Origin of the sequence: Shewanella seohaensis (genome assembly GCF_023283775.1) — a bacterium.
Classification (GTDB): Bacteria; Pseudomonadota; Gammaproteobacteria; order Enterobacterales; family Shewanellaceae; genus Shewanella; species Shewanella seohaensis.
Window position 1 is genome coordinate 88,874 of record NZ_JAKILE010000002.1, and the last position, 21,787, is coordinate 110,660.

Consider the following 21,787-nt stretch of genomic DNA (forward strand, 5'->3'; position numbering starts at 1 on the left):
AATGTAAAAAGTTATGCAAAAACTAAAAGTCCAATTCGAGGGCAAAGCACAAGTAGGCCATCAATTGGCTACAGTGGGTGAATTGTTCGGCGCAGTAGCGGGCGGCATCGGCTTGGCAAAGTCGTTCAAAGGGAATTGGCTTTAGCGCGATAAAGTCCTTACGTTTGAGCTCGTCCAGCATTGGGTGATGTTTATCGAATCCCTTTGGCGGGCGCGTCAAACTATCACCATCCATCACAAATCCTTGATTGGTTAAGGTGTGCAGCGCCTTTTTATAGCCGTTGGGGTTTTCATCGATACAAGTCCGAATCGCATTCAGTACCTTGGATTCGGGATGCCAAATACCAGCGGCAATAAAACATCCATCCTCGGCAATATGTAAATACAGCCCTGGTGCATGCACATCTTTACCCTGAAAATGCCGAAACTGGATCCCCACATTGGTCTTGTAGGGTGTCTTATCATTGCTAAAACGGCTATCGCGCTGTGGACGCATTAAGCTGCCGCCAACTTTTTTGGCAACCGCCGTTAATCTTGGGGAAATAGCAAGGATATCAGGCTGAATTTGCTCGATAAAACGCAGTGCGGGGGTTCTGACCTTATTTTCATATTCTTCCTGATGGGCTTTAAACCAGTCGCGGGAGTTATTGAGCGCCAGCTGCTTAAGAAAATCTAAGCTGGCGGCCGTAAATGCCAACTCGGTTTGGGGTTGTGCGGTTAGCTTAGTCATGTGCATAAAACCTTTGAGGTACTTGAGACTGGAATTCCGATCGTTAATCAAAACAGGCTAGTGCGAGTTGAACAAATGCGCGTGGATATTGCAAATTCTTCGAGCATTTCTCTGTAGTGACTATCAGGTTGCGATTTACATGTAAAGCTAGGTGAGAATTATTCTCATCTTAAACTTTGATGCCTATAATGCCGCCCTATTTTTTACACTAGGTAACAGGGGATGGGGAGATGGGATATCAACCTAAGAGCAGGATAGCGAAAATAATGATGGGTTGTGCGGGTTTGACGATATTGCCTGCGTTGCCACTCAATGCCAAGGAGGTATTGGGAGCGCCTAAGGTCGAGCCAATCGAGATATTACAAGTACATGGCCAGCAATATCGCCGAGCGACCACTATGACTAAGCCGGGCGAGGCGATCATCTCGATGGAGCAAATTGAAGAGATGCAAGCGACCACATTTGCCGAAGTCATCGATGATATGGCCGGTGCCCATGTTGATGGTGGGACTCGCAGTGGTGGCGAGCGCATTAACGTATGGGGATTTGGCGAAACCGAAGATTTTAACATTTATGTCGATAACGCCCCCGTGGGATTTGAGCAGTATCGCTATGGTTCGTTCTTCTTAGATCCCGATTTAATCAAGCGAGTCGAAGTGATTAAAGGGGCCCACGATGTCCGCTCAGGTAACGGCGGTTTTGGTGGCTCCATGTATGTAGTCACAAAATCTGCAGATGATTTTTTAAATTACAATCAAAGTGTTGGAGCAAGAGTTAAAACCAGTTACGCCAGCAATAACGACGCCCAAAGCTACACCGGAACCCTTTATGGCCGAGCGAATCGACAACTTTCAGGCTTGTTGCATATCACTCGTCGTGATGCGGGGGATGTGACGCTCGCTAATGGTGATGAATTTGAATACTCAGGTTATGAGCAAAATAATTACCTCGGCAAACTGGATTATGAGCAGGGCGATCATCAATTTATGTTGAGCCTGACCCATTACCTCGACGAAGGGCGAAAGCCTTGGGCCAATCGCCGTGGTCCTATGCCCGCGATTTCTGACTACAACATCCGTAAATATGGCTCCTATGAGCAGGCGCTCTATGCCACCACGGCTTATAACACCTATGAAGACAATACTTGGTCGGCGAATTATCGCTATTCACCGAGTAATCCTTTAATTGATACCCAGATTGTGATTTCCCATTCGGCGAATGCGCGCCATTGGATCAGGCCGCCAATCGCGTGGGAGAAAATGACTGTCTCCGTCGGTAACTTCGGCCATGAATCTTGGCTGGATTACAAGCGTGACTACATTGACATCAACAACTTAAGTATTGTTGGGGAGCATGAGATCACCGCAGGGTTGCAGTTCCGCAGCCTCGATAGGGATTCAATGGTCTTTAATAAAAGTTATGATAAAAATCCTGAGAAAAACTACGGTTGGTACACGCCTTATTATCAGCCCGAAGGGCGTCAGGATACCTATGCAGTGTATCTACGCGATGCGATTAGTGTGACGGATGAGCTCACCATCACTCCTTCACTACGGTATGACTTTATCTATAGCATTGGTCGCCCCAACATTGCCCCCGATTACAACGATATCGAGGCAGGGCACGACTACAGTTCGACTCACCATTCGGGCTTTTCACCGCGATTGGGTATCGACTACCAGTTAACAACTAATACCCGAGTGAATTTCGATTACGCCTACAGCTTACAGGCGCCAGTGGTCGATGAAATCTATGCGGTGCAATACGCCAAGGCGAGCATTACCGGCACGAGTCGAGATATCGATGTTGAGCGTCTGCACGCCTTTAAACTGGGCTTGATGACGCAGCAAAGCCATCTTTTTGCCGCCCAAGATACGCTTTCAACCCAAGTGACCCTCTTTGCTAACTTGGGGCGAGATGATATTGCCCAGCGCCGCGGGGCAAAGTCCGACCCCAATCAAGCGATTCAAAGTGGTTACACCAATCTTGACGGCTATGAGATCTACGGCGCCGATCTCGAGTCCCAATACCGTTATCAGGATTTATTCAGTGACTTAGCCATTTCTTGGTTACAGGGCGAGCATCGGGGATCGCTCAGAGACAGCCAAGGCGAGGATGAATACCTTGCTAATATTGCGCCGCTGGATATTCGCCTGCGTGTGGGCATGTACATTACCGATGACATTTCAGTCGCTTGGCAAGGTACTTGGTACGATGCGCAGGATAATGTGCCTCAGGGGGATATCTTTAACGCTGAGTCCCCAAGTGAGAATTACTTCTTACAAAATATATATTTAGCCTACGAGCCTCAAGAAACACTCAAAGGGCTAAGCGTGCGCTTAATGGCAAAAAATCTGACGAACCAGCAAGTGACGCCGTTTCTGTCGGATGGTATCCCCGCGCCGGGGCGAGATATCAGACTCAGTTTAGCTTATGAATTTTAAGGATTAAATGGCAATTCCAAGGATGGACAAACAGATAACTCATATAAAAAATAGGGTTATCTTGCCTTCCCCCCTGCCGTGAAAAGCCAATTTATGGCATAATCCGCGTTTTATTACGCATGTAGACAGAAAAAATGACTGAAAATGAATTGCTAACTCGCTGTGGCGGCAAATGTGAACTCTGCGCAAGTGACGTCGAACTCTCTATTTATGACTTACCGGCTTCCGATGGTCATGAAAACGAGATCATGATTTGTGAAAATTGCAGCAGCCAAATCGCAGCGCCGGATACCATGGACATGAACCACTGGCGTTGTCTGAACGACAGCATGTGGAGCCAAGTCCCGGCGGTTCAAGTGATGTCATATCGCATGCTGAAACGCCTAAGCAGTGAAAGCTGGGCGCAGGATTTACTGGATATGCTGTATCTGGAAGAGGATTTACGCGCTTGGGGCGATGCCGAAGCGGCTGCCGCGAGCGATGATACACCACCAACCTTAGACAGCAACGGTGCGGTACTGAACGCTGGCGATACCGTTGTTATCATTAAAGATCTCAACGTTAAAGGCACCAGCTTTGTGGCAAAACGCGGCACCGCGGTTCGCAATATCTCGTTGACCAATAATCCAGAGCATATCGAAGGCCGTGTGAATGGCACTCGCATCGTGATCCTGACCTGCTTTGTGAAAAAGTCGTAAGTCACTACCACTAAAGCTTGTTTGAACACTGAACCGCCCAATTTGTATTAATTGGGCGGTTTTTTTATGCTGAATGCAATCTTATCTGCCCACGAAAAGCCTGCGCATATACAAATCGTTTAATTAGGCGATAAAATGTGTGGCATGTGAAGAATCTTTATATAGAGATAAAGCTATGGTAAACGACTCGCAATCACCCGACGCAAAGCAACAGTCGACTTCCGCTAAAGATGGATTAGATAACATCCTTGGGCAGTGGCAGGCTCAGGGGGTGACAGAGGATCTAGTGCCAATGGCGGTGTTAGGGCGCATTGCGCGCCTGACCAAATATATGGAAAACGCCATCGCCTTTTGTCATGGCGAATTTGGCTTAGGTCAGGGGGAGTTTGATGTGCTCGCGACCCTCAGACGTTCGGGCGAGCCTTATATGCTATCGCCTTCGCAGCTGTATCAGAGCATGATGTTAAGCTCGGGCGCCATGACCAGTCGCTTAGACCGGCTTGAAAATAAAGGGCTGATTGCCCGTGAGCACAGTAAGGAAGACCGCCGCGCCGTGCATGTGTCGCTCACCGCAGAAGGCAAGGCGTTGATTGATGCGGCGCTGCCCAAACATATTCAATGCCAGAGCGCGTTATTGGCAGGGGTGCCGAGCGCTGAGCGCGAAACATTGCAGCAGATTTTAAAGACGTGGCTTGCTCACTTTGAACGGTAATCGACCCAGTTTTTGGGGACGAGAGACAAAGTGTTGTATGGCGTCTTAGGGATAGCATCAGGGAGTGACTATGGTAAAAAAACGCGAAGCGTTTGAAATTGAAGGCAAGCGAGTAGTTGCGGGCACGCAAATGGGGATAAAACTTCCCGCCGCTAAACTCTATACCGATACCCAACTCGATATTCATGTTGAAGTGTTCCATGGCCTCAAACCTGGCCCGACACTATTAGTCTGCGCCGCCATTCATGGTGATGAGCTCAATGGCATAGAGATCTGCCGGCGCTTGCTTGGGCGCGTCAATCCTAAGAATTTGGCCGGCACCCTGATTGTGGTGCCCATAGTCAATGTGTTTGGTTTTATTCAACAATCCCGTTATCTCCCCGATAGACGCGATCTTAATCGTTGTTTCCCCGGCTCGAGCAAAGGTGCGCTCGCGAGCCGTTTAGCCAACCTTTTTGCCACCCAATTACTGGTGCATGCAACCCATGTGATTGATTTACATACGGGCGCTATTCATAGGGATAACTTGCCGCAGATCCGCTGCGATACCGGTGATGCAACCATGTTAGCCATGGCCAATGCCTTCGGCGCGCCACTTATCATGCACTCCAAGGCGCGCAGCGTGTCGATGCGTGGCTATGCGAACCAGCAGGGCATTCCCTGTATTTTGTATGAGGCGGGCGAGGCGCTGCGCTTTAGTGAGCTTGCAATTAAGTCGGGTCTTAAGGGCGTACTCAATGTGATGCGCAGCCTAGGTATGCTCAAAGGGCGAGTCAGTAACAAGGTTGCCAGTGTCAGCGCAATACGCAGTTATTGGGTCCGCAGTGAGTCCGATGGTTTAGTGAATATGAAGCTTAAACTCGGGCAGCGGGTCAATAAGGGGTATATCATCGCCCATATTGTGAGTCCGCATGGGGGCGATAGCGTAGCCATTCGCGCGCCCACCGATGGCATTATCATAGGGATCAGCAATATACCTGTGACCAACGAAGGTGAGGGCATGTTCCACATTGCGCAGTTCGAGGGGGATGAAATTGAAATCGCCAACGAACAACTCGATGAATTTTTAATGGAATACGCCTGATATTAACTGTGCCTTAGCTTTACAGCCAATAGCCCAATGAGGAGTCAAATGAAGACTGTTAACGTCGGTGATAAACAGATTTGCCCGAGTAAAATTCTTTGTATTGGGCGTAATTATGTCGACCATATCCACGAACTGGGTAATGACATTCCCGAAGACATGGTGGTGTTTTTCAAGCCCAACTCGGCGATTAGCACAGTACTGCATGCTGAGCATTTAGGCGAAGCGCTGCACTATGAAACTGAGCTGTGTTTTATCTATCAGCAGGGGCGTTTTAGCCATGTTGGGGTCGGGCTGGATCTCACTAAGCGAGAGCTGCAAAGCAAACTGAAAGCCAAGGGATTACCCTGGGAAAAAGCGAAAGCCTTCGATGGCGCGGCGCTCTTTAGTCCCTTTGTTGCTATCGATGATGCCAGCGCGGCATTTGAATTTAGCTTAACGATTGACGGGGCGTTAACCCAAGCGGGCCATATTGAGTTAATGATCTATAATCCGCAGACGATTCTAGAAGAATTACAAAGTTTTACCACCTTAGAAGATGGCGATATTGTGATGACAGGCACCCCAAAAGGGGTTGGCATCATTCCACCGAATCGGGTATTTAAGGTGGCCTTAGGCCTGAAGGATGCGTCACACCCAACGCCCTTGGTCGAATGTGAATGGCAAAGCCAGTAATGCAATGACGGCGCACTCTGCATCGGCTCATCAGGCGGCAACTGAGCAGGCAATCCAACCCCTTTGGCAATATTTGCTCGCCTTAGGGGCCGAGCCTGAGCACTTAGCGCCGCTACTCACTCAAGCAAGGGCGCTCGTATGTTTGCCTGGTGAGTGCTTGTTACCCCAAGGCGAGCTTCAGCCCTTTGCCTATTTTGTGGTGGAAGGCATAGTGCGCGCTTGCCACTATACCCAAGAGGGCAGTGAGCGCTGCAAGGAGTTTTACTTCGAAGGTGAGCTTTGTTTCTTATATCGCAGTTGGTTAAAGCAGGATCTTGCGCCCTATCAGCTAGAAACCGTCAGTGCTTGTAGGCTAGTACAAATGCCACTTGCCGTGTTAAACGAGCCATCGATGCAGCGAGTACAATTTGCGCTACTCAAACAGCAATTATTGTATAAAGAACAAAAAGAAGCCTTTTTGCTGCTTAACACACCAGAGCAACGTTACTTACATTTACTCGAGCATTTTCCCCTCTGGGTTGAACGGTTAACCCATGCCCAACTGGCTAATTATATTGGCATTACCGCGATTAGCCTGTCGCGGATCCGTAGACGTTTGCAAGATTCAGTATAAACAGCCATCCAATTAACTTAAGTTAATGCGCTTTTTGGTCATCCCCAGCATGCTCTTCGGCTACCAGTCTGAGTCACAGCGGAATGTATCGGCTTATGTTATAGGCCGATATCGAACCTTAGAGGAGCCTATCTTGAGTGCTTTTACCCTGTCGCAACTTTTGGTGGCGATTGCCATCGTTTTCGATTTGATCTCGTTTCAATTTAAGGCGCGTGAGCGCATCGTCGCCTGCTTATTCGTCTCGGGCATCTTAATCTCCATCCATTTTTGTTTATTGGCACAATGGACGGCCGCAGGGCTAATGGGGATTGCCAGTGTGCGTTACCTCACCAGCATTTTTACGACGTCTAAAAAGGCCATGTGGGGTTTTAGCGGGGCGGCGGTGCTAATGAGCGGCTTGACCTACAGCGGGCTTGTGAGCGTGGTAAGTTGTATTGGTACACTGTTTCAAACCCGCGCCGCTTTTTGTCAGACGGATAAAAATCTGCGCTTATTGATGATAGTCGGCACCAGTTTTTGGTTGTGCCACAATATTTTAGTCGGCTCGCCCGTGGCGGTATTGATGGAGCTGCTGTTTATAGGCAGTAATCTCGTGGGATATTACCGCCACTATTTTCGAGGACAATTACGCTCATCCTAAAGGAAGGCTTAGATACCTGCCACGGCTTCCATATCTAGCTCGATATCGGTACAGCCCTTTGGGCAGAAAATACCAGCGGCTTGGTCGGCTTTAGCCGTCTCCGGCAAGATAACTTTAAGGGTTTGATTGCAGCTTGGACATTGCACTGGCTTGCCTTTAAAGACCCGTTTAATCAGGTTTTTCTGTTCATTAAACGAGTTTGCAGTGCTTTGGTTTAACACGGCAAAAGGGCTAGTCGATGCATTGGTCATAGGCAATCAGATCCTTAAGGATTCAACAGGGGTTAACGATTCACTGTGGGGCTACGCAAGGACTTGCCTATCCACCAGAGTGGGGATTATAGCCTGAGTTGGTGCTGGATGGAAAAGCGCAAATCGGCTTACTCATCTGAGCGATGAGCAAGCCGAGGGCATCGATTTATGACTTAGGCTTAAACTTATCTTTCTCCAAGTTCAGTTTTTTCATTCTTAGGTACAGCTTCTTACGTGGGATCCCTAAGTAATTAGCGGCATCTGTTACCCTGCCTGAACACAAATACAGAATGTTCTCAATCACTTGCTTCTCATAGGCGTCGACGAGTTCATCGAGCGGTGCCTCGGGGGCTTGCACTAATTTAAGGGTTTCTTCGCCGGGGAGTTTGATAATGCCAACCGCATAGAGCTCGGCGAGGTTTCGCAGCTCGCGGATGTTTCCTGGCCAATGGTGGCGCTTGAGGATCTCTATGTAATTTAAGTCAATTTTAGGGATAGGGATGTCAAAGCGCTTACAGCTTTGGCTCAGGAAGTTACGGAACAAGGGAATAATATCGCTCTTACGCTCGGCCAAGGTGGGCAATTGGATCCGAGCCTGTGAGAAGTAGTAATAGAGTTCGGGCAACAAAGCGCCGGTTTTGACCTCATCGTCGGGATTAGTATCGAAGATACAAATGGTTCTATGGCTTTTGGTGTTGAGTCTCTCTTGATCCAGCAGGCGAGTGCATAGCCAGCGTTGATGCTCGTGGCTCAGTTGAGTTAATGAACGCAGCACTAAGGTGCCGTTTTGGACTTTGGCAATGCTGGCCTCTAACTCGGTTAAGCTGGGGGACTCTTTACAGTCATGGATGATTAAGCTGTTGTTTTTATGCTGACTTAAGCTATGAAGCACGGAAGCGACTAAATGGCGACCCGTGCCGATTTGCCCCTCAATCATCACATCTTTATCGATTCTGGCAATCTGGCTCAGTTGCTGGCGGATCTGGTTGATTTGCTCGCTGGTGCCAAAGAGGTGCTCCTTAAAGGTGCTCGAAATCGCTTCCCGCTGTTCAATGATCCCTTGGCGGATCTGTTGTGCGCGCTTGAGCAGCTGTAAAAATTGCGCCGAATCGAGGGGTTTTTCGAGAAAATCGAATGCCCCCCGTTTAACCGCCTCGACGGCCAGAGGAATATCACCATGACCAGTGATCATGATGACGGGGATTTCGGGATCGATTTTTTTCACTTCATTGAGTAAATCCATGCCATTCATCGCCGGCATATAAATGTCTGAGACGACAACCCCATTCCAATGTTCATTGAGTAGGGCAAGGGCCTTAGTCGGCGAGTGGGTTCCCTTAGCGCTGTAGCCCGAAAGCTGCAACAAATGACGGTATGCCGTCAGTACATCCTCATCATCATCGACGAGTAGCACGCTAAAGGGCGTCGAATTTTCAATCGGCATTGCGGAACTCCAAAATAATCATAGCGCCGCCATCTAAGTGTGATGCCAGATAAATGTCAGCGTTAAAACGTTCGAGAATCGAGCGGCAGATGCTCAATCCTAAGCCTAGACCAACGGCCTTGGTGGTGGTAAAGGGGGTGAAAATTTGCGGTAAAATACTTGGCGCAAATCCCGGGCCATTGTCGTAAATGGCCAGCGTCAGTTTGGCTGCGCTTTGTTCAAGCACAGTCACATAGATATGTTTATCGGTCTGGCTTGCGGTGGCATCCATGGCATTAATCAGGATGTTGAGCAGCACTTGCTCGACTTGAACCGCATCCACTTGGATAAGATATTCTTTAGTTAACCCATTGTGAACAATGATGTTTTCGTTGTGCGCGCGGGTTTCGACCAGTACCAGCGCGTTATTCACCAGTTGATTGATATCGATACTGACGCTCTCCACCTGCGTGGGGGACTTGCGCGCAAAGTTACGGATAGCCGAAATAATTTTTGCCATCCTAAGGTTCATCTTTTCCGTCTTACCGAGCATCTCGGTGAGTAACTCGAGTTGATTGGTCTCAAGCGCCAAGCGGCAACTGTATAAATAGGTGCTGACGGCCGACAGCGGCTGGTTTAACTCATGGGCAAGGCTGGTCATGGTTTGGCCGACCGCCGCCATTTTGGCCGCTTGGATAAGGTCTGCCTGCGCTTGATGTAAATGCGCTTCCGCCAGTTTGCGTTGCTCAATTTCTGCGGTTAACTCTTGGTTTTTCACCGTGAGGTTTAAGGTTCTGTCCGCCACTAAGCGTTCGAGTTCGCGGGTGTTTAGCTCCTGTTTAGTGATGTCGGTAATCGTCACCATATACTTGGCTTGGCGAGCGTGTTCGAAAGCCTGTAGGTGAAAATGTAAGTACTGCGGCGCGTTATGTTTCACTAAATTAAGGATGCATTCACTTTGTCCTGTCCGGCTCAATTCGCTATCGGCGGCGAATTGCGCCAATAATTGTGGTTGGCAAGCGGCAGGAAACGCCTGCCACAGGGTCAATTGCGGCGAGAGTGTGTTCAGACTCAATAATTGCAATGCATGGGGGTTAGCAGATTCGATTTCGCCATTGGGATGACAGGTGATCAAGCTGGCTTGCGCGTTATTGATCAGCGTTAGCGCATTGCTTTTGACCATGGCCTGCATATCGACACAGAACTGCCGTAAACAGTCTCCCATATGGCCAATTTCATCTTTTCCTTGGGTGGTGATAGGCCAATCTAAATGGCCGTCGGCTACATTTTTCAGGTCAATTTCGAGGGTATTGAGGCGCTTTAATACCCGTTGGCGGATAAGCACTGTCAGCACTAACACACTGATCACAATAGAGATGATAGAGATAAGCACAATTATCAATTTGCCATTGATGATCATCGACTTAGTGTTGGTGTTGAGGGAGTTAAACGCTTGGCTCGATTGTTCGAGTGTCGCAATGTTTTTGAGGTGAAATTGGGTTAACACTTGGGTTAAGGGGTCGGCTAATTGGGATAAGGCCAATTGCGCCTGGGTATCCAATTTAAGTAGTCGGATCAATTCACCATTAGAGCTAATCAGGGTGATGAGATTCTTCATGATCTGTCTATGGCTGATTGTCGAAGGGAAGCTAGTGAGTTTCTCCACTAAGGTTTCGATTTCAGCGATTTTTTGATCCAGATATGAGAAGGCACTAGTTAATTCCCGGGTGTATCTCTGGTCAATAATCTCATTCACTAGGGTAAATAGCTCAGTCTCCTTGGTCGATAACTCCTGCAGAATAAAGAACTCATTCATTAGGGCATTCGGCGATAGGTTATCGACAGGGTGCGAGAGTAACCGAGTGACGTGCCACTCGACTTCCTGCATCAAAGGTGTCATCTCATCATTCAAATCCTGATGCAACCAAGTGATACGTTTTTGAAGGTTATCAAGCTCTTGGCTATAGGCTATTTTTTGCTTTAACAATGTGTCCTGTTGTTCGATTAAACGGGAAAAGTGCTCGAGTGCCAGCCTTTGCTCTGGGAGTAATTGGCGGTCGGGGTTGCTGCTGATATAGGCTTGCTTAATCGTGTCGATTTCATTTTTTAAATCGTTCTCAAAATTTTGATAGCCGAGTTCATCATTAATTTTATAACTGTTCGAGATAATGCTTTGCAGGTTTCCACTAGAGCGTTCGAGCATATAAGCGCCATTTAACGGTGGCAGACTGTGCTCGACAATATGATTGATTTTATTACTCAGTTCTTCCCAAATGAGCACTGTCGTAATACCAATAAATAGATTTAAGAACGTCATGCTCGCAAAGGCGAGCATTAATTTGCCGCCTAGGGATGTGGGTATTTTAAAGTAATTCGTTTTCATCGTTTTTGGGACGCTAGGCTATTCATTAAACTAATGGCTTGGTCTAATTGTGATTCACTTTCTTTACGCCATTGGTACATTATTTGTTCTATTTCGGTGGCGTGTTTATATTCATTCGCCTGCCGAATAAATTGATGTTGTAACTGTAATGATTCCGCTTCATTAATTGGCACCGCGCTGGCTAATTGCCGCGCTTGCTTGATGATATTTTGCTCATCTGGCGAAATATTATTTGTGGCTTCTGCCTGATGGATCAATTTCCAGGCGAGCTGCAGTTTAGGTAATTGATAGGTAATGACTTGATCAAATAAGGCATTAATAATGGTTGCCCGATTAAATAATAGGTCTTCATTAATCACGGGGTGGGAGCTTTGCGCTAGGCTAGCATCCGTGAGTGAGTGTTTAGCAATGGCGCTGGAGCTGATCAGGGTTTGACCATTGTTAGAGAGAAAATATTGAATTAGCTTCGTAACATTGGCTTTATTTCGGCCGCGGGGAGTGACTGAAATATAGGTCGGTAAAATCACCGTATTGGGTAAATAGTTAAAATCGGTGAAGGGAAATTTATTTTTAGCATCAATCGCATAGCTATCAATCACCACCCCAGCCCCCACGAGTCCGCGGGAGATAGATTCACTCACCCCAAAGCTTCTGGCCGAGACTGAGGCCAAATTGCCGCCCACTTCACGTAGTAAGGCCCAGCCCTGTTGCCAACCTTTTTGCTGCAATACCCCTTCGACCATCATGTGTGTGGTGCCCGAATTGTTAGGGGTGCTCATCATGATATGCCCAGAGAATTGTGCTGCCGCCAGGTCTTTCCAGGTGTGGGGTATGGGTAAGTTGTTTTTCTCCAGGTAGCGCTGGTTATACATGATGGTGATGCCTGAGTAACCTAACGCAATGGTTTTATTGCTCTTTGTTAAATCATGCACAGTTAACCAAGCTGGCATCTCGTACTGCTCTGAGGGGGCGACAATCAGTCCCTCATTATCTAAGTCATGGAAGAAGGTTGGACTGGAGGAAATGATCATATCAACCGGATTGATTGATGATTGCTGTACCCACTTTAGGGCAGGGCCGGTGCGGCGGTATACCACTTGAATGGGAATATCGGGATTTAACTGTTTGAATTCTTCAAACAATGCTCCCATAGGTTCTTCAGAAAATGTGGTTAATACCACTATAGGTTCGGCCGCTCTGACGGAATGAACAAATACGCTTAAGCAGAGGCTAGCGCACAGCAATAATAGTGACCTTGAGATGTTAATTTTTATTTTCTGTCGTGGATTTTTTGTCGCCACTTTAATGTCACTCATACCTTTCACACCTTAATTGGTGACTCAACTCGCATATTTTTTAAATTTTTAAATTCTTACTTTGCGATGGTTGAGTCAAATTTGACTCGATTTTTTGGGGTTTGAAATAGCTTAAGTCATCTTTATCGATTTCGCTTTGTACTAACACATAGGAATTAGCTTTCTAAGGACGAGTTTGTGTCAAAACTAACCCGTTTTTACCAATTTGTTGCAAGTCTGACTGGGTATTAGTGTGTCTGTGAAAATGATGTTACATCGGGTTTTGGTATGTGCATCGTTATTTTTTGGCTAACTAGACTTCCAACTTTTGGAGCAAGCTATGATAAAAAAATTCTTCCAAACCGGTGCCGACCGACCAATTATGGACGAAACGCCCGAAAAAATTCGTTCGATTTATAAAAAATACCAGTGGCAAGTTTTTATTGGCTTAGTGTTCGGCTATGCCATGTTTTATGTAGTGCGTATGGCGTTGAGTGTGGTGAAAAAACCTATGCTCGACTCGGGTATAGTGACCATTGAAGAATTGGGCTTAATGGGCTCTGCATTCTTCTTTACCTATGCCATAGGTAAGTTTTCCAACGGTTTCTTAGCGGACTATGCCAACATTGGCCGCTTTATGTCTGTGTCGCTCATGCTCTCCTCCATTACCTGTATGGCCATGGGGATGGGCGTTGCCGGTTTATTCTTCGTGATCCTGTGGGGGATGAACGGCTGGTTTCAATCCGTGGGCTCTGCGCCCTCATGTGTATCGATTTTCCAATGGTATTCGCCCAAACAGCGGGGCAGTGTGTACTCCATTTGGGGCGGTTCACGTAACATTGGTGAAGCCATCAGCTGGATTTTAACGGCATCATTAGTCAGTTTCTTCGGTTGGAAGATAGGTTTTGTCGGCGCGGGTATTGCCGCATTTGCCGCCGCAGCCTGTATGTTAGTCCTGTTAAAAGACCGCCCACGTACCTACGGTTTACCCGATCCAGCAACGGCATATGGCGAAGAACCCGAATCAGTAAAAGGCCATGATCCAGTCGCTATTCGTAAGGCGCAATTCTTTGTATTAAGACAACCTGTGGTTTGGATTATCGCCTTAGCCTGTGCGGCGATGTACTCATCACGTTATGCCATGAGTTCATGGGCCGTGTTGTACCTGCAGTCAGAGAAGCACTATTCCCTGATCGACGCGGGTGTGGCTATGTCTTCTTACCCCATCGCGGGATTCTTCGGTGCCATCCTATCTGGGGTGATTTCAGACAAAATCTTCAACGCTAACCGTCACATTCCGACCTTCTTATACGGTCTAGCCAATATCATAGGTATGAGCTTGTTATTCTGGGGTTCTGATAGCCGCATGATGGATGCCTTCGGCCTAGGTTTAATCGGCTTCTCTATCGGTGGTCTGGTGGTGTTCCTCGCGGGTTTAACGGCCTGTGACTTAATGCCTAAAAACGCTGTTGGTGCGGTTAAAGGCTTTATCGGACTGTTCTCTTATCTCGCAGCCTCTATACAAGAGATTGTTTCTTCTAAATTAATCCTGGTTACTGAAGTGGCTGGTGTTAAGCATTATGACTTCGGTAATGCGCAATATTTCTGGATTGGTACTTCCGTGCTCTCGATTGTGCTGGCCGCTTCGGTATGGCGCGCGAAAAAAGTCACTGTCGTTGATTGATTAGCCTGACGAGGTCATGGCTAATCACCATGACCTCTTTAAAAGCGTTTCTTCTCAATCATTAATCTCAAACTAAGTAAGAGAAACACGATGAAAAAAGTCATATTAACCGCTTCAGTGCTTGCAGTGTCTTCATTACCTGTGATGGCCGATGAGTCTCCTGCAGTCTATGGTCGTCTGGATTTATCCGTGACCCATTCCGAATTAGGTTCAACCGTTTATAGCGGTACCAGTGGCGTTGATGTGGGGGAAAGCGGCACCTATCTTGAAAACAATTCTTCCAATATTGGCGTTAAGGGCAAATCGGCACTCAGTGATGGCATTAATGTCATCTACAAGATGGAGTTTGGCGTTAACAACACCTCTAATCGGGCGAACGATTCCAGCAAGGTATTCTCGGCGAGAAATACTTACCTTGGCGTTGAAACGGCCTACGGCACCTTGCTTGTCGGGCGCAATGATACGGTTTTCAAAACCGCCGAAGGCAAAGTCGATATTTTTGGAACGACCAATGCGGATATTAATCAATTGGTCTCAGGGCAGACGCGTAGCGCCGATGGTATTTGGTATTACTCGCCTAAGTTATTCGGCCTGATGGATATCAACGCAACTTATTTATTACAGGATAACTATGGCGCCGATAATGAGCTGTATGCCCTAAGTACCACGCTTGGGGATAAAGATCTTAAAAAGGCGCCTTATTATGTTGCCGCCGCCATCAATAAAGGGATCGCCAATATCGATGCCTATCGGTTTGTGACCCAAGTTAAGCTTGGCGACATGAAACTGGGCGGGATTTTTCAACATACCGAAAGCTTAAAATTTTCCAATATGGAGGGTAACTCCTATTTCATTAACGCCACCTACGACCTCTGGGGCACCACATTAAAGGCCGAGTTTGGCCAAGACAACGCGGGTTTGGGCGGTTATTTTTCTAAACTCGTTGGCCCAAATGAGCAGATAACAGATGTGGACATTAGCCAATTTACCCTTGGCGCAGAGAAAAAATTGACCAAATCGACCCGTGTATACACCCATTACGCTATGTATGAGGGTGAGTATCAAATGTCTGGCATTACCCAAGACATTGGCGACGATAAGGTCTTCACAGTCGGTGTTCGTTACGTTTTTTAAGCGTTTCAACTCAAGCCGAGTGTGTTAGCAAATAGGCACTCGGCTCACTTTCCAACTTAATGGCGCAGTAGAGGTGATTAAATTGGCCAATCTATATTTAATTAGTCAGGGAGACGCAGCAGTAGAAGCATTCCAACCGTCAGTACCTTCTCAGGCAACCTTGTCCAGTCTCGGGGAGGTGCATGTGAATATGCTGGCCCACTCCTTAAGGGACACACGTTTTGAGATGGTGTATGCCTGTTCTTCACCCTTATCGATGGAGACGGCTGAAATCTTAAACAGAAATAGAAAGCGCGCTATCTCTGTAATCAAACGATTAGCCCTAGCCGATTTTAAGTCCGACTTTGACATTAACGGCGAATGCTTTGATTTATCCCTGTGTATTTATACTATGATGGCGCAATCCCGCGGCTTTTGTTCTTCCATCCATGCGCAATTGAAAATAGTCGAAAAACGCCTGTTAGAGATTGTCGAAAATATCGGTGCCTTATACAAAGGCAATGTGCTTATTGTGATGGAACCCCTGATGGTGAAGTTATTAACGAACCATTTCTTAAGCGAGCAAAACGTTGAAACTAAGTGGAATTCCATCCGTCCAGCCAGTTTGAGCATCTTACATTCCGATGCCAAGGGATGCCATTTGATCCTCAATAACGATATCTCCCACTATCAATGCCAAAGTGTTGCCTAAGGCATTGGTAACATTCGGCATTGGCAAAATACGCATTGACATCATTTATCTGATTTTTAGGTTATTACATTGACTAGTAAAACGATTTATTTATTACGCCATGGGCAAACACAGTTTAATGCAGAGCTACGTTTGCAGGGACATTGCAATTCGCCGCTCACCGAACTCGGTGAGTTACAGGCGAAAACTGTGGGTTATGTATTGAGTGAGTATGTTCAAGAGCCGCAGGACTGGGCATTTTATGTGAGCCCCTTAGGACGAGCGGTGCAAACCGCCGAAATCATTTGCCAACAAATCGGCTTTCCCGTTGAACGTCTACAAAAAGATGAGCGTTTAAAGGAGCTTGGTCTCGGGGATTGGGAGCAGCAGCGCGTGCCCCAAATCAAACAAAACCAGCCTGAGTTAAATGCGCTGGCCGATTGGTATACCTATGCGCCGAATGCGGAGACGTTCGCCAGTATCAGTGAGCGCATTCAAGATTGGTTGCAGGATCCGACCGTGCCCGAGCGAGTGATCATCGTATCCCATGCCTTGTCTGGCGCAGTGTTCCGCGGGATTTACGCTAATCTGGATTATCAGGCGCTGTGGTCGCAGGAGATGCCGCAGGACGCCTTTTTTAAGCTTGAAGATGGCAAGGTGACCAAAATTCAGTGCCTATGAGTGGAGCGGGCAAGATTAGCTGAACTTAACCTGACAAATTGCCAAATAGTGTTATTTTTTTACACTTTTCCCGCTCCGCTTTGACTCAGTATCTGTAATACTGCTCCGACATTCACAGAGCTTGAGTTAGGTAAAAAGCGCGTTTAAAGCGCATTGGGGGAGCGGATGAGTATGTTTGTTAAATTAACGATAGCGGCGACTGTCCTTGTGCTCAGTATTCTTGCCGCGGGCATTTATCGTTTTAACATGACCAATGATGATATCTACATGGTCATGGAAGATGGTCAAGTGCTGCAATACGATGAGGCCATGGCACAGGCCGATGCGAAGGCAAAAGCCAAAGAGGCGGCATTATCTTCCAGCGAAGATGCCATCGAATCTGTGGTGCCAAGTGAGGTCAAACCGGTGGCGAATGCCTCCGAGGTGATGCTGAAACTCTTTAGTTTGAATACGGCCAATCCCTTTGAAGTAAAGCTGCCCGATAGCCAACTGCCAGTGGTCTTGACGCACTTTATTAAAATCAAACAAACGGAATTTGCGCTGGGGGATTATCAACAAGGTGATGAAAAGGGCAGGGTATTGCTGGATTATATGCGGATTACGCCGCTTAATTTTGACCCAGCATTAGAGCCTGATACCCAAAGTGATGCGCCATTACAGGACGATCCTAAGCAGCAAACCATGCCCTTTGTGGCACCTTATATCGTCACGAATCAAGGTTCGGGGGTATTTTGGTACCTTGGCTTGTTTAGCTTAGATTATGCTCAAAATCGATTAGTGCACTTAGGCAGTGTATTTATTGGCGATCGCATCGAAGTCGATAATATCGAGCCTGTGTATCCCTTTGAGGCGCCATATAAAGTCGCCATTACCTACCGCGACAGGGCGGCGGGCCAACCTATGGCAGAGGAGCCTAACGTGGCGAACACCCTTGAAGTCGGTGTAAGTGAGTCGGAAATCAAAGCACTGCATTAGGTTTATATCTGGGCTTATGCTAAGTTAATTTTACCTCAGCTACGGCTGAGGTATTTATTTCACCTAGCGGCTGGGAAAGCTTAGGTTTTGGCATAAAGCATAAAATTAAAACAAGGAGCGAGTCATGGAAATGACCAAAGTCACGGGCAAATTTGATGTTAAGCTCAATCCCGAGAGTGCCTATGCCACAGGTGTGGGTGGCGTGAACTTGGGCAGAATGACCTTAGATAAAAGCTTTTATGGTGAGCTAGAAGCCCGCAGCCAAGGTGAAATGCTCAGTGCCATGACGGCAGTAAAAGGCTCGGCAGGTTACGTGGCGATAGAGCAAGTCGTGGGTAAGCTGTGCGGCAGACAGGGCAGTTTTGTGCTGCAACATTTTGGCATTATGACCGATGGGCAAAACCGTTTACACCTTGAGGTTGTCCCCCATTCTGGCGCGGGTGAACTCGTTGGGTTATATGGCACTATGGCGATAAGCATCGAAAATGGCCAACATTTTTATGAATTTAGCTTCTGCCTCGAACAGGAAGCCGAAGCCTAAGGCATGATGAACATAACATCGCGCCGATAAAACAAAACCAGCCGAAGCTGGTTTTGTGGTTTTTGCCCGAGTGACTAATACCAACAGCTGAGTTACCAACAGCTGAGTTATCAAGAGCTGAATTAGCAAGGGCTGAATGTCAGGACCATTATGAGGTTTTGACTTTGATTTTATCGACGACCTTTTTCACATCATCGGTATTTTTAGCAATGGTCAGGGCTAATTGACGCTCGGCATCGCTAGCCACTTCACCCTGTAAGGTCACTACGCCATCGGCAACGTCGACGTTAATTTGGGTGCCCGATACGTCGGTCGAGAACAACAGACGGGTTTTTACGACCGTTGCGACCTTAGAGTCGGTTAAGGTCTTCACCACCTCATTGGTGCCTTCGTCTTGTTTCATCACGGTTAACTTGTTATCGACCCCTTTTACCCCATCTAAGCTTTTGATGAGCTCAGCGGCGAGCGCCTTATCGACACTGCTCTCCACTTGACCGGTTAAGGTGACATGGCCGTTTTTCACGTCGGTCATAATGTCAAAGGAGTTGAGGTTAGTATTGAGCAACAAAGTCGTTTCGGCCTTGCCATCTAGCCAAGCATCTTTGGCATCGTCTTTCCAATCCTGTGCGGCGGCCACATTTAAACTGATAGAACCGACAAGTAAGGTGGTTAAAGCTAAAGTTGTCGTGTTTTTCATAATGATATCCTCCGTTGTTATCTCGAAGTAACTAAAGCGCGAATCGTGCCAATGTTTTTATATGATTGATTTTAAACTGATTATATTTATTTTTGGCTCGTTTCGGCTGTTAAATCCAAAAGCAAGCTCGGCGCTTTTTACCGACAAAATGTAAATATTACCGAGGGTGATTAAGCGGTTTGGCTTAAGTGGGATAGGCGTTAAGCTCAAATAGATCGCAGGCAACAAAAACGCGGCTCAGTTGGCCGCGTTATTGGCTGGCATTGCTGCCTTACAGGGCTTGGCTACGCAGGTGTAGGGTATCTAAATGGATTTGTAGCCAGGCAATATCCTCGGCCAATTGGCTGATTAACCTTGGGTGATAGGCCTTTTTAATTAACTGTTTGAGGTGATTAAGGCGCTGACGCTCAAGCTCGCAGAGCACGGCGAGGGCATCGGCGAGTTGTTGTTTAATAAGTAAAGCATCGACATCGGCATAGGGCCGAGTCTGCGACGACGGCACTGAGTGCGGGCCTATGTGCGGGCCCATTTGTTGTAATGTTTGGGCGAGCAGTTGCCTAAATCGCGCCAGCATCCCTTGATACGTCTTGATTTGGGCAATAAAAATGCGTTTTAGGCTGTAGTCATCGACAGTGGTATTGGCCCGAGTATAAAAATCCACGCCAGTTTGGGTCAGCTCGATTAACTCATTAACCAGCTTAATATCGGCGCTCAACTCGGTCTGATGTTGCGCAACATTAGACGTCATAAAGACCTCCTGTGGTAGTTTGGGCTGCTCCGCCGACACGGATTGCCCAACATTTTATGGAAATTTCAGTTTCATTCAGCTTCTATGCATATTTCGTTCACTTTTTAATGATAATTTAATAACTTGATTTAACTGATAATATTTATCCATTGTCGCCAGTGCCTCGCTTATTATCGGCAACTCTTACCGTTGAGATTGTTAAAATTTCACGGCTGGCATACAGTGGTGCTTCATTCACAGGGAGTGGCACAAGATGATCCGACCAACGCTTTTCTATCATCTACAGGACTTCGAGACCGAGCAGGCATTAGTGCAGCTCGAGGGCGCGCAGACCTACAACAAGCTACGCAGTACCGATGATTTATCTTGGATTAGTCAGCTGGAGGCCAATCGTATCGATGTGGCGATCATTGAGCTGCCCCGTCTAAGCCGTGAGGATTACTTAGCCTTACTCGAGTCCAGCGCCATTGCGGATGTGGAGTTTATTTTCCTCTCCGATGGCCTACCGAATCCTCACCTCGATAAACTCTTGTCTAAATACGCGGGCTACCATTTCCGTAAGCCCATCGACATGTCGTTGCTGTGCGAAACCTTAGCGGATTTTGCCCAGCATCTGGTTGCGAATACTTCGACGCGTATTCGCCCCTTTGCCAGCGAATTAGACCAATATGGTCTGCTGGTGGGCTCCTCGTTACCTATGCACCGCTTGTATCGCACTATCCGCCGGGTGTCGGCCGCCGAGAGCAATGTGTTGATTATCGGCGAGAGTGGCGCGGGTAAAGAGCTGGTCGCCAATACCATTCACTTAGCTAGCCCGCGGGTGAATAAGCCCTATATTGCGATTAACTGCGGCGCCTTGAGCCCAGAATTAGTTGATAGTGAACTCTTCGGCCATGTAAAAGGTTCTTTTACCGGCGCGAATCGTGATCATCAAGGGGTATTTGAGCAGGCCGAAGGCGGCACCTTATTCCTCGATGAAGTCACCGAAATGCCCCTAGAGCATCAAGTTAAGCTGTTAAGAGTGCTGGAAAATAATGAATATCGCCCCGTCGGCAGCCCTAAGGTGCTCAAGGCCAATGTGCGTATTGTGGCGGCGACAAACCGCGATCCTTTAGTGGCGATTGAGCAAGGACAACTGCGGGAAGATTTGTACTTTCGCTTAGCGCATTTCCCCATTCAAGTGCCGCCATTGCGGGAGCGTGGGGAAGATATTGTCGGACTTGCGAAGCATTTTCTGGCCTATCGCAATGCGGCGGAAAAACAGAGTAAAGTGTTCTCGCCCTCAAGTTTAGAGGCGATTGCGGCCCACGCTTGGCCGGGGAATGTGCGCGAGTTAAAGCATGCTATCGAGCGCGCTTATATTCTGGCGGACCATGAGATTACCCCTGAGCATTTACAGCTTACGCCCAGTTTGGATAAGGAGGCGACTGCAGAGGAAAATGTCGTGATCCCCCAAGGTATGCGCCTTGAGGAGCTGGAAAAAATCGCCATTTACCAAGCGCTTGAAACGAGTCAGGGCAATAAGACCGACACCGCCGAGCAGCTTGGGATCAGCGTTAAAACCCTCTATAACAAGCTCAGTAAATATGAGCAGGAGTCAGACGCTCAAACCGTTGTTGCTGATACCCTTAGTGAAGATTCCGCTAGCAATAGCGTCGCCAAGTAGCCATCTACCTTTAAATGCCCGAAAATAAGCTAATGCATTGATT

Annotated in this window: 21 protein-coding genes; 14 read left to right on the forward strand and 7 right to left on the reverse strand. The window is 47.4% G+C overall.

What is annotated here, in order from left to right; translation table 11 throughout:
- Positions 1–22: 22 nt before the first annotated feature.
- Positions 23–730, reverse strand: a complete 708-nt coding sequence (locus L2713_RS02600) for a DUF2461 domain-containing protein (RefSeq protein ID WP_248966811.1) — start codon at positions 728–730, stop codon at positions 23–25.
- Between the two features lie 230 nt (positions 731–960).
- On the opposite strand from L2713_RS02600, the gene L2713_RS02605 reads away from it, so the two are divergent.
- The 7 genes from L2713_RS02605 to L2713_RS02635 all read left to right on the forward strand — a co-directional run bounded on the left by L2713_RS02605 (position 961) and on the right by L2713_RS02635 (position 7,596).
- On the forward strand, positions 961–3,174 hold the full coding sequence (locus tag L2713_RS02605) for a TonB-dependent receptor domain-containing protein (RefSeq protein ID WP_346347592.1): 2,214 nt from the start codon (positions 961–963) through the stop codon (positions 3,172–3,174).
- Between the two features lie 134 nt (positions 3,175–3,308).
- Positions 3,309–3,872 carry a PhnA domain-containing protein gene (locus L2713_RS02610; RefSeq protein WP_011626751.1) on the forward strand — a complete coding sequence of 188 codons (564 nt, stop codon included), beginning with the start codon at positions 3,309–3,311 and terminating at the stop codon, positions 3,870–3,872.
- A 175-nt stretch (positions 3,873–4,047) separates the two neighbouring features.
- The gene (locus L2713_RS02615) at positions 4,048–4,584 is read left to right on the forward strand and encodes a MarR family winged helix-turn-helix transcriptional regulator (RefSeq protein WP_248966815.1); all 537 of its coding nucleotides are present in this window, start codon (positions 4,048–4,050) and stop codon (positions 4,582–4,584) included.
- Positions 4,585–4,654: 70 nt separating this feature from the next.
- Positions 4,655–5,668, forward strand: coding sequence for a succinylglutamate desuccinylase/aspartoacylase family protein (locus L2713_RS02620; RefSeq protein ID WP_208659481.1), 1,014 nt, complete (start codon positions 4,655–4,657; stop codon positions 5,666–5,668).
- A gap of 48 nt (positions 5,669–5,716) precedes the next feature.
- The gene (locus tag L2713_RS02625) at positions 5,717–6,343 is read left to right on the forward strand and encodes a fumarylacetoacetate hydrolase family protein (RefSeq protein ID WP_248966817.1); all 627 of its coding nucleotides are present in this window, start codon (positions 5,717–5,719) and stop codon (positions 6,341–6,343) included.
- A 4-nt stretch (positions 6,344–6,347) separates the two neighbouring features.
- The gene (locus tag L2713_RS02630; RefSeq protein ID WP_248966992.1) at positions 6,348–6,956 is read left to right on the forward strand and encodes a Crp/Fnr family transcriptional regulator; all 609 of its coding nucleotides are present in this window, start codon (positions 6,348–6,350) and stop codon (positions 6,954–6,956) included.
- Between the two features lie 133 nt (positions 6,957–7,089).
- Positions 7,090–7,596 (forward strand): YgjV family protein, encoded by a 507-nt coding sequence (locus tag L2713_RS02635; RefSeq protein WP_248966818.1) that lies wholly within the window; start codon positions 7,090–7,092, stop codon positions 7,594–7,596.
- A gap of 8 nt (positions 7,597–7,604) precedes the next feature.
- On the opposite strand, the gene L2713_RS02640 is transcribed toward L2713_RS02635, so the two are convergent.
- From L2713_RS02640 to L2713_RS02655, 4 genes are all read right to left on the reverse strand, one after another.
- Positions 7,605–7,847, reverse strand: a complete 243-nt coding sequence (locus tag L2713_RS02640) for a hypothetical protein (RefSeq protein WP_011626746.1) — start codon at positions 7,845–7,847, stop codon at positions 7,605–7,607.
- Between the two features lie 166 nt (positions 7,848–8,013).
- Positions 8,014–9,291 (reverse strand): sigma-54-dependent transcriptional regulator, encoded by a 1,278-nt coding sequence (locus L2713_RS02645; RefSeq protein WP_248966819.1) that lies wholly within the window; start codon positions 9,289–9,291, stop codon positions 8,014–8,016.
- Complete coding sequence (locus tag L2713_RS02650) at positions 9,281–11,605, reverse strand: sensor histidine kinase (protein WP_248966820.1); 2,325 nt, start codon at positions 11,603–11,605, stop codon at positions 9,281–9,283. Before L2713_RS02650 ends, L2713_RS02645 begins: the two co-directional genes overlap by 11 nt.
- A 44-nt stretch (positions 11,606–11,649) precedes the next feature.
- A complete protein-coding gene (locus L2713_RS02655; protein ID WP_248966821.1) occupies positions 11,650–12,804 on the reverse strand; it encodes an ABC transporter substrate-binding protein in 1,155 nt (384 codons plus the stop codon).
- Positions 12,805–13,288: 484 nt separating this feature from the next.
- Between L2713_RS02655 and L2713_RS02660 the strand changes: the two genes are divergently transcribed.
- From L2713_RS02660 to L2713_RS02685, 6 genes are all read left to right on the forward strand, one after another.
- Complete coding sequence (locus L2713_RS02660) at positions 13,289–14,632, forward strand: MFS transporter (protein ID WP_248966823.1); 1,344 nt, start codon at positions 13,289–13,291, stop codon at positions 14,630–14,632.
- 90 nt (positions 14,633–14,722) lie between these two features.
- Positions 14,723–15,766: a porin gene (locus L2713_RS02665; protein ID WP_248966824.1), complete on the forward strand. Its 1,044-nt coding sequence runs from the start codon at positions 14,723–14,725 to the stop codon at positions 15,764–15,766.
- Between the two features lie 82 nt (positions 15,767–15,848).
- Positions 15,849–16,457: a histidine phosphatase family protein gene (locus L2713_RS02670; RefSeq protein ID WP_232015306.1), complete on the forward strand. Its 609-nt coding sequence runs from the start codon at positions 15,849–15,851 to the stop codon at positions 16,455–16,457.
- Between the two features lie 69 nt (positions 16,458–16,526).
- Positions 16,527–17,117, forward strand: coding sequence for a histidine phosphatase family protein (locus L2713_RS02675; RefSeq protein WP_248966826.1), 591 nt, complete (start codon positions 16,527–16,529; stop codon positions 17,115–17,117).
- A gap of 165 nt (positions 17,118–17,282) precedes the next feature.
- Complete coding sequence (locus L2713_RS02680; RefSeq protein ID WP_248966827.1) at positions 17,283–18,092, forward strand: hypothetical protein; 810 nt, start codon at positions 17,283–17,285, stop codon at positions 18,090–18,092.
- A gap of 124 nt (positions 18,093–18,216) precedes the next feature.
- A complete protein-coding gene (locus L2713_RS02685) occupies positions 18,217–18,633 on the forward strand; it encodes a DUF3224 domain-containing protein (protein ID WP_086902346.1) in 417 nt (138 codons plus the stop codon).
- Positions 18,634–18,781: 148 nt separating this feature from the next.
- Here L2713_RS02685 and L2713_RS02690 read toward each other — a convergent pair whose 3' ends face one another.
- Positions 18,782–19,330 (reverse strand): BON domain-containing protein, encoded by a 549-nt coding sequence (locus tag L2713_RS02690; RefSeq protein WP_248966829.1) that lies wholly within the window; start codon positions 19,328–19,330, stop codon positions 18,782–18,784.
- 271 nt (positions 19,331–19,601) lie between these two features.
- Positions 19,602–20,078 carry a PA2169 family four-helix-bundle protein gene (locus L2713_RS02695; protein WP_248966831.1) on the reverse strand — a complete coding sequence of 159 codons (477 nt, stop codon included), beginning with the start codon at positions 20,076–20,078 and terminating at the stop codon, positions 19,602–19,604.
- Between the two features lie 253 nt (positions 20,079–20,331).
- Here L2713_RS02695 and L2713_RS02700 point away from each other — a divergent pair, with 253 nt between their 5' ends.
- Positions 20,332–21,744, forward strand: coding sequence for a sigma-54 interaction domain-containing protein (locus L2713_RS02700; RefSeq protein ID WP_248966833.1), 1,413 nt, complete (start codon positions 20,332–20,334; stop codon positions 21,742–21,744).
- Positions 21,745–21,787 lie beyond the last annotated feature (43 nt).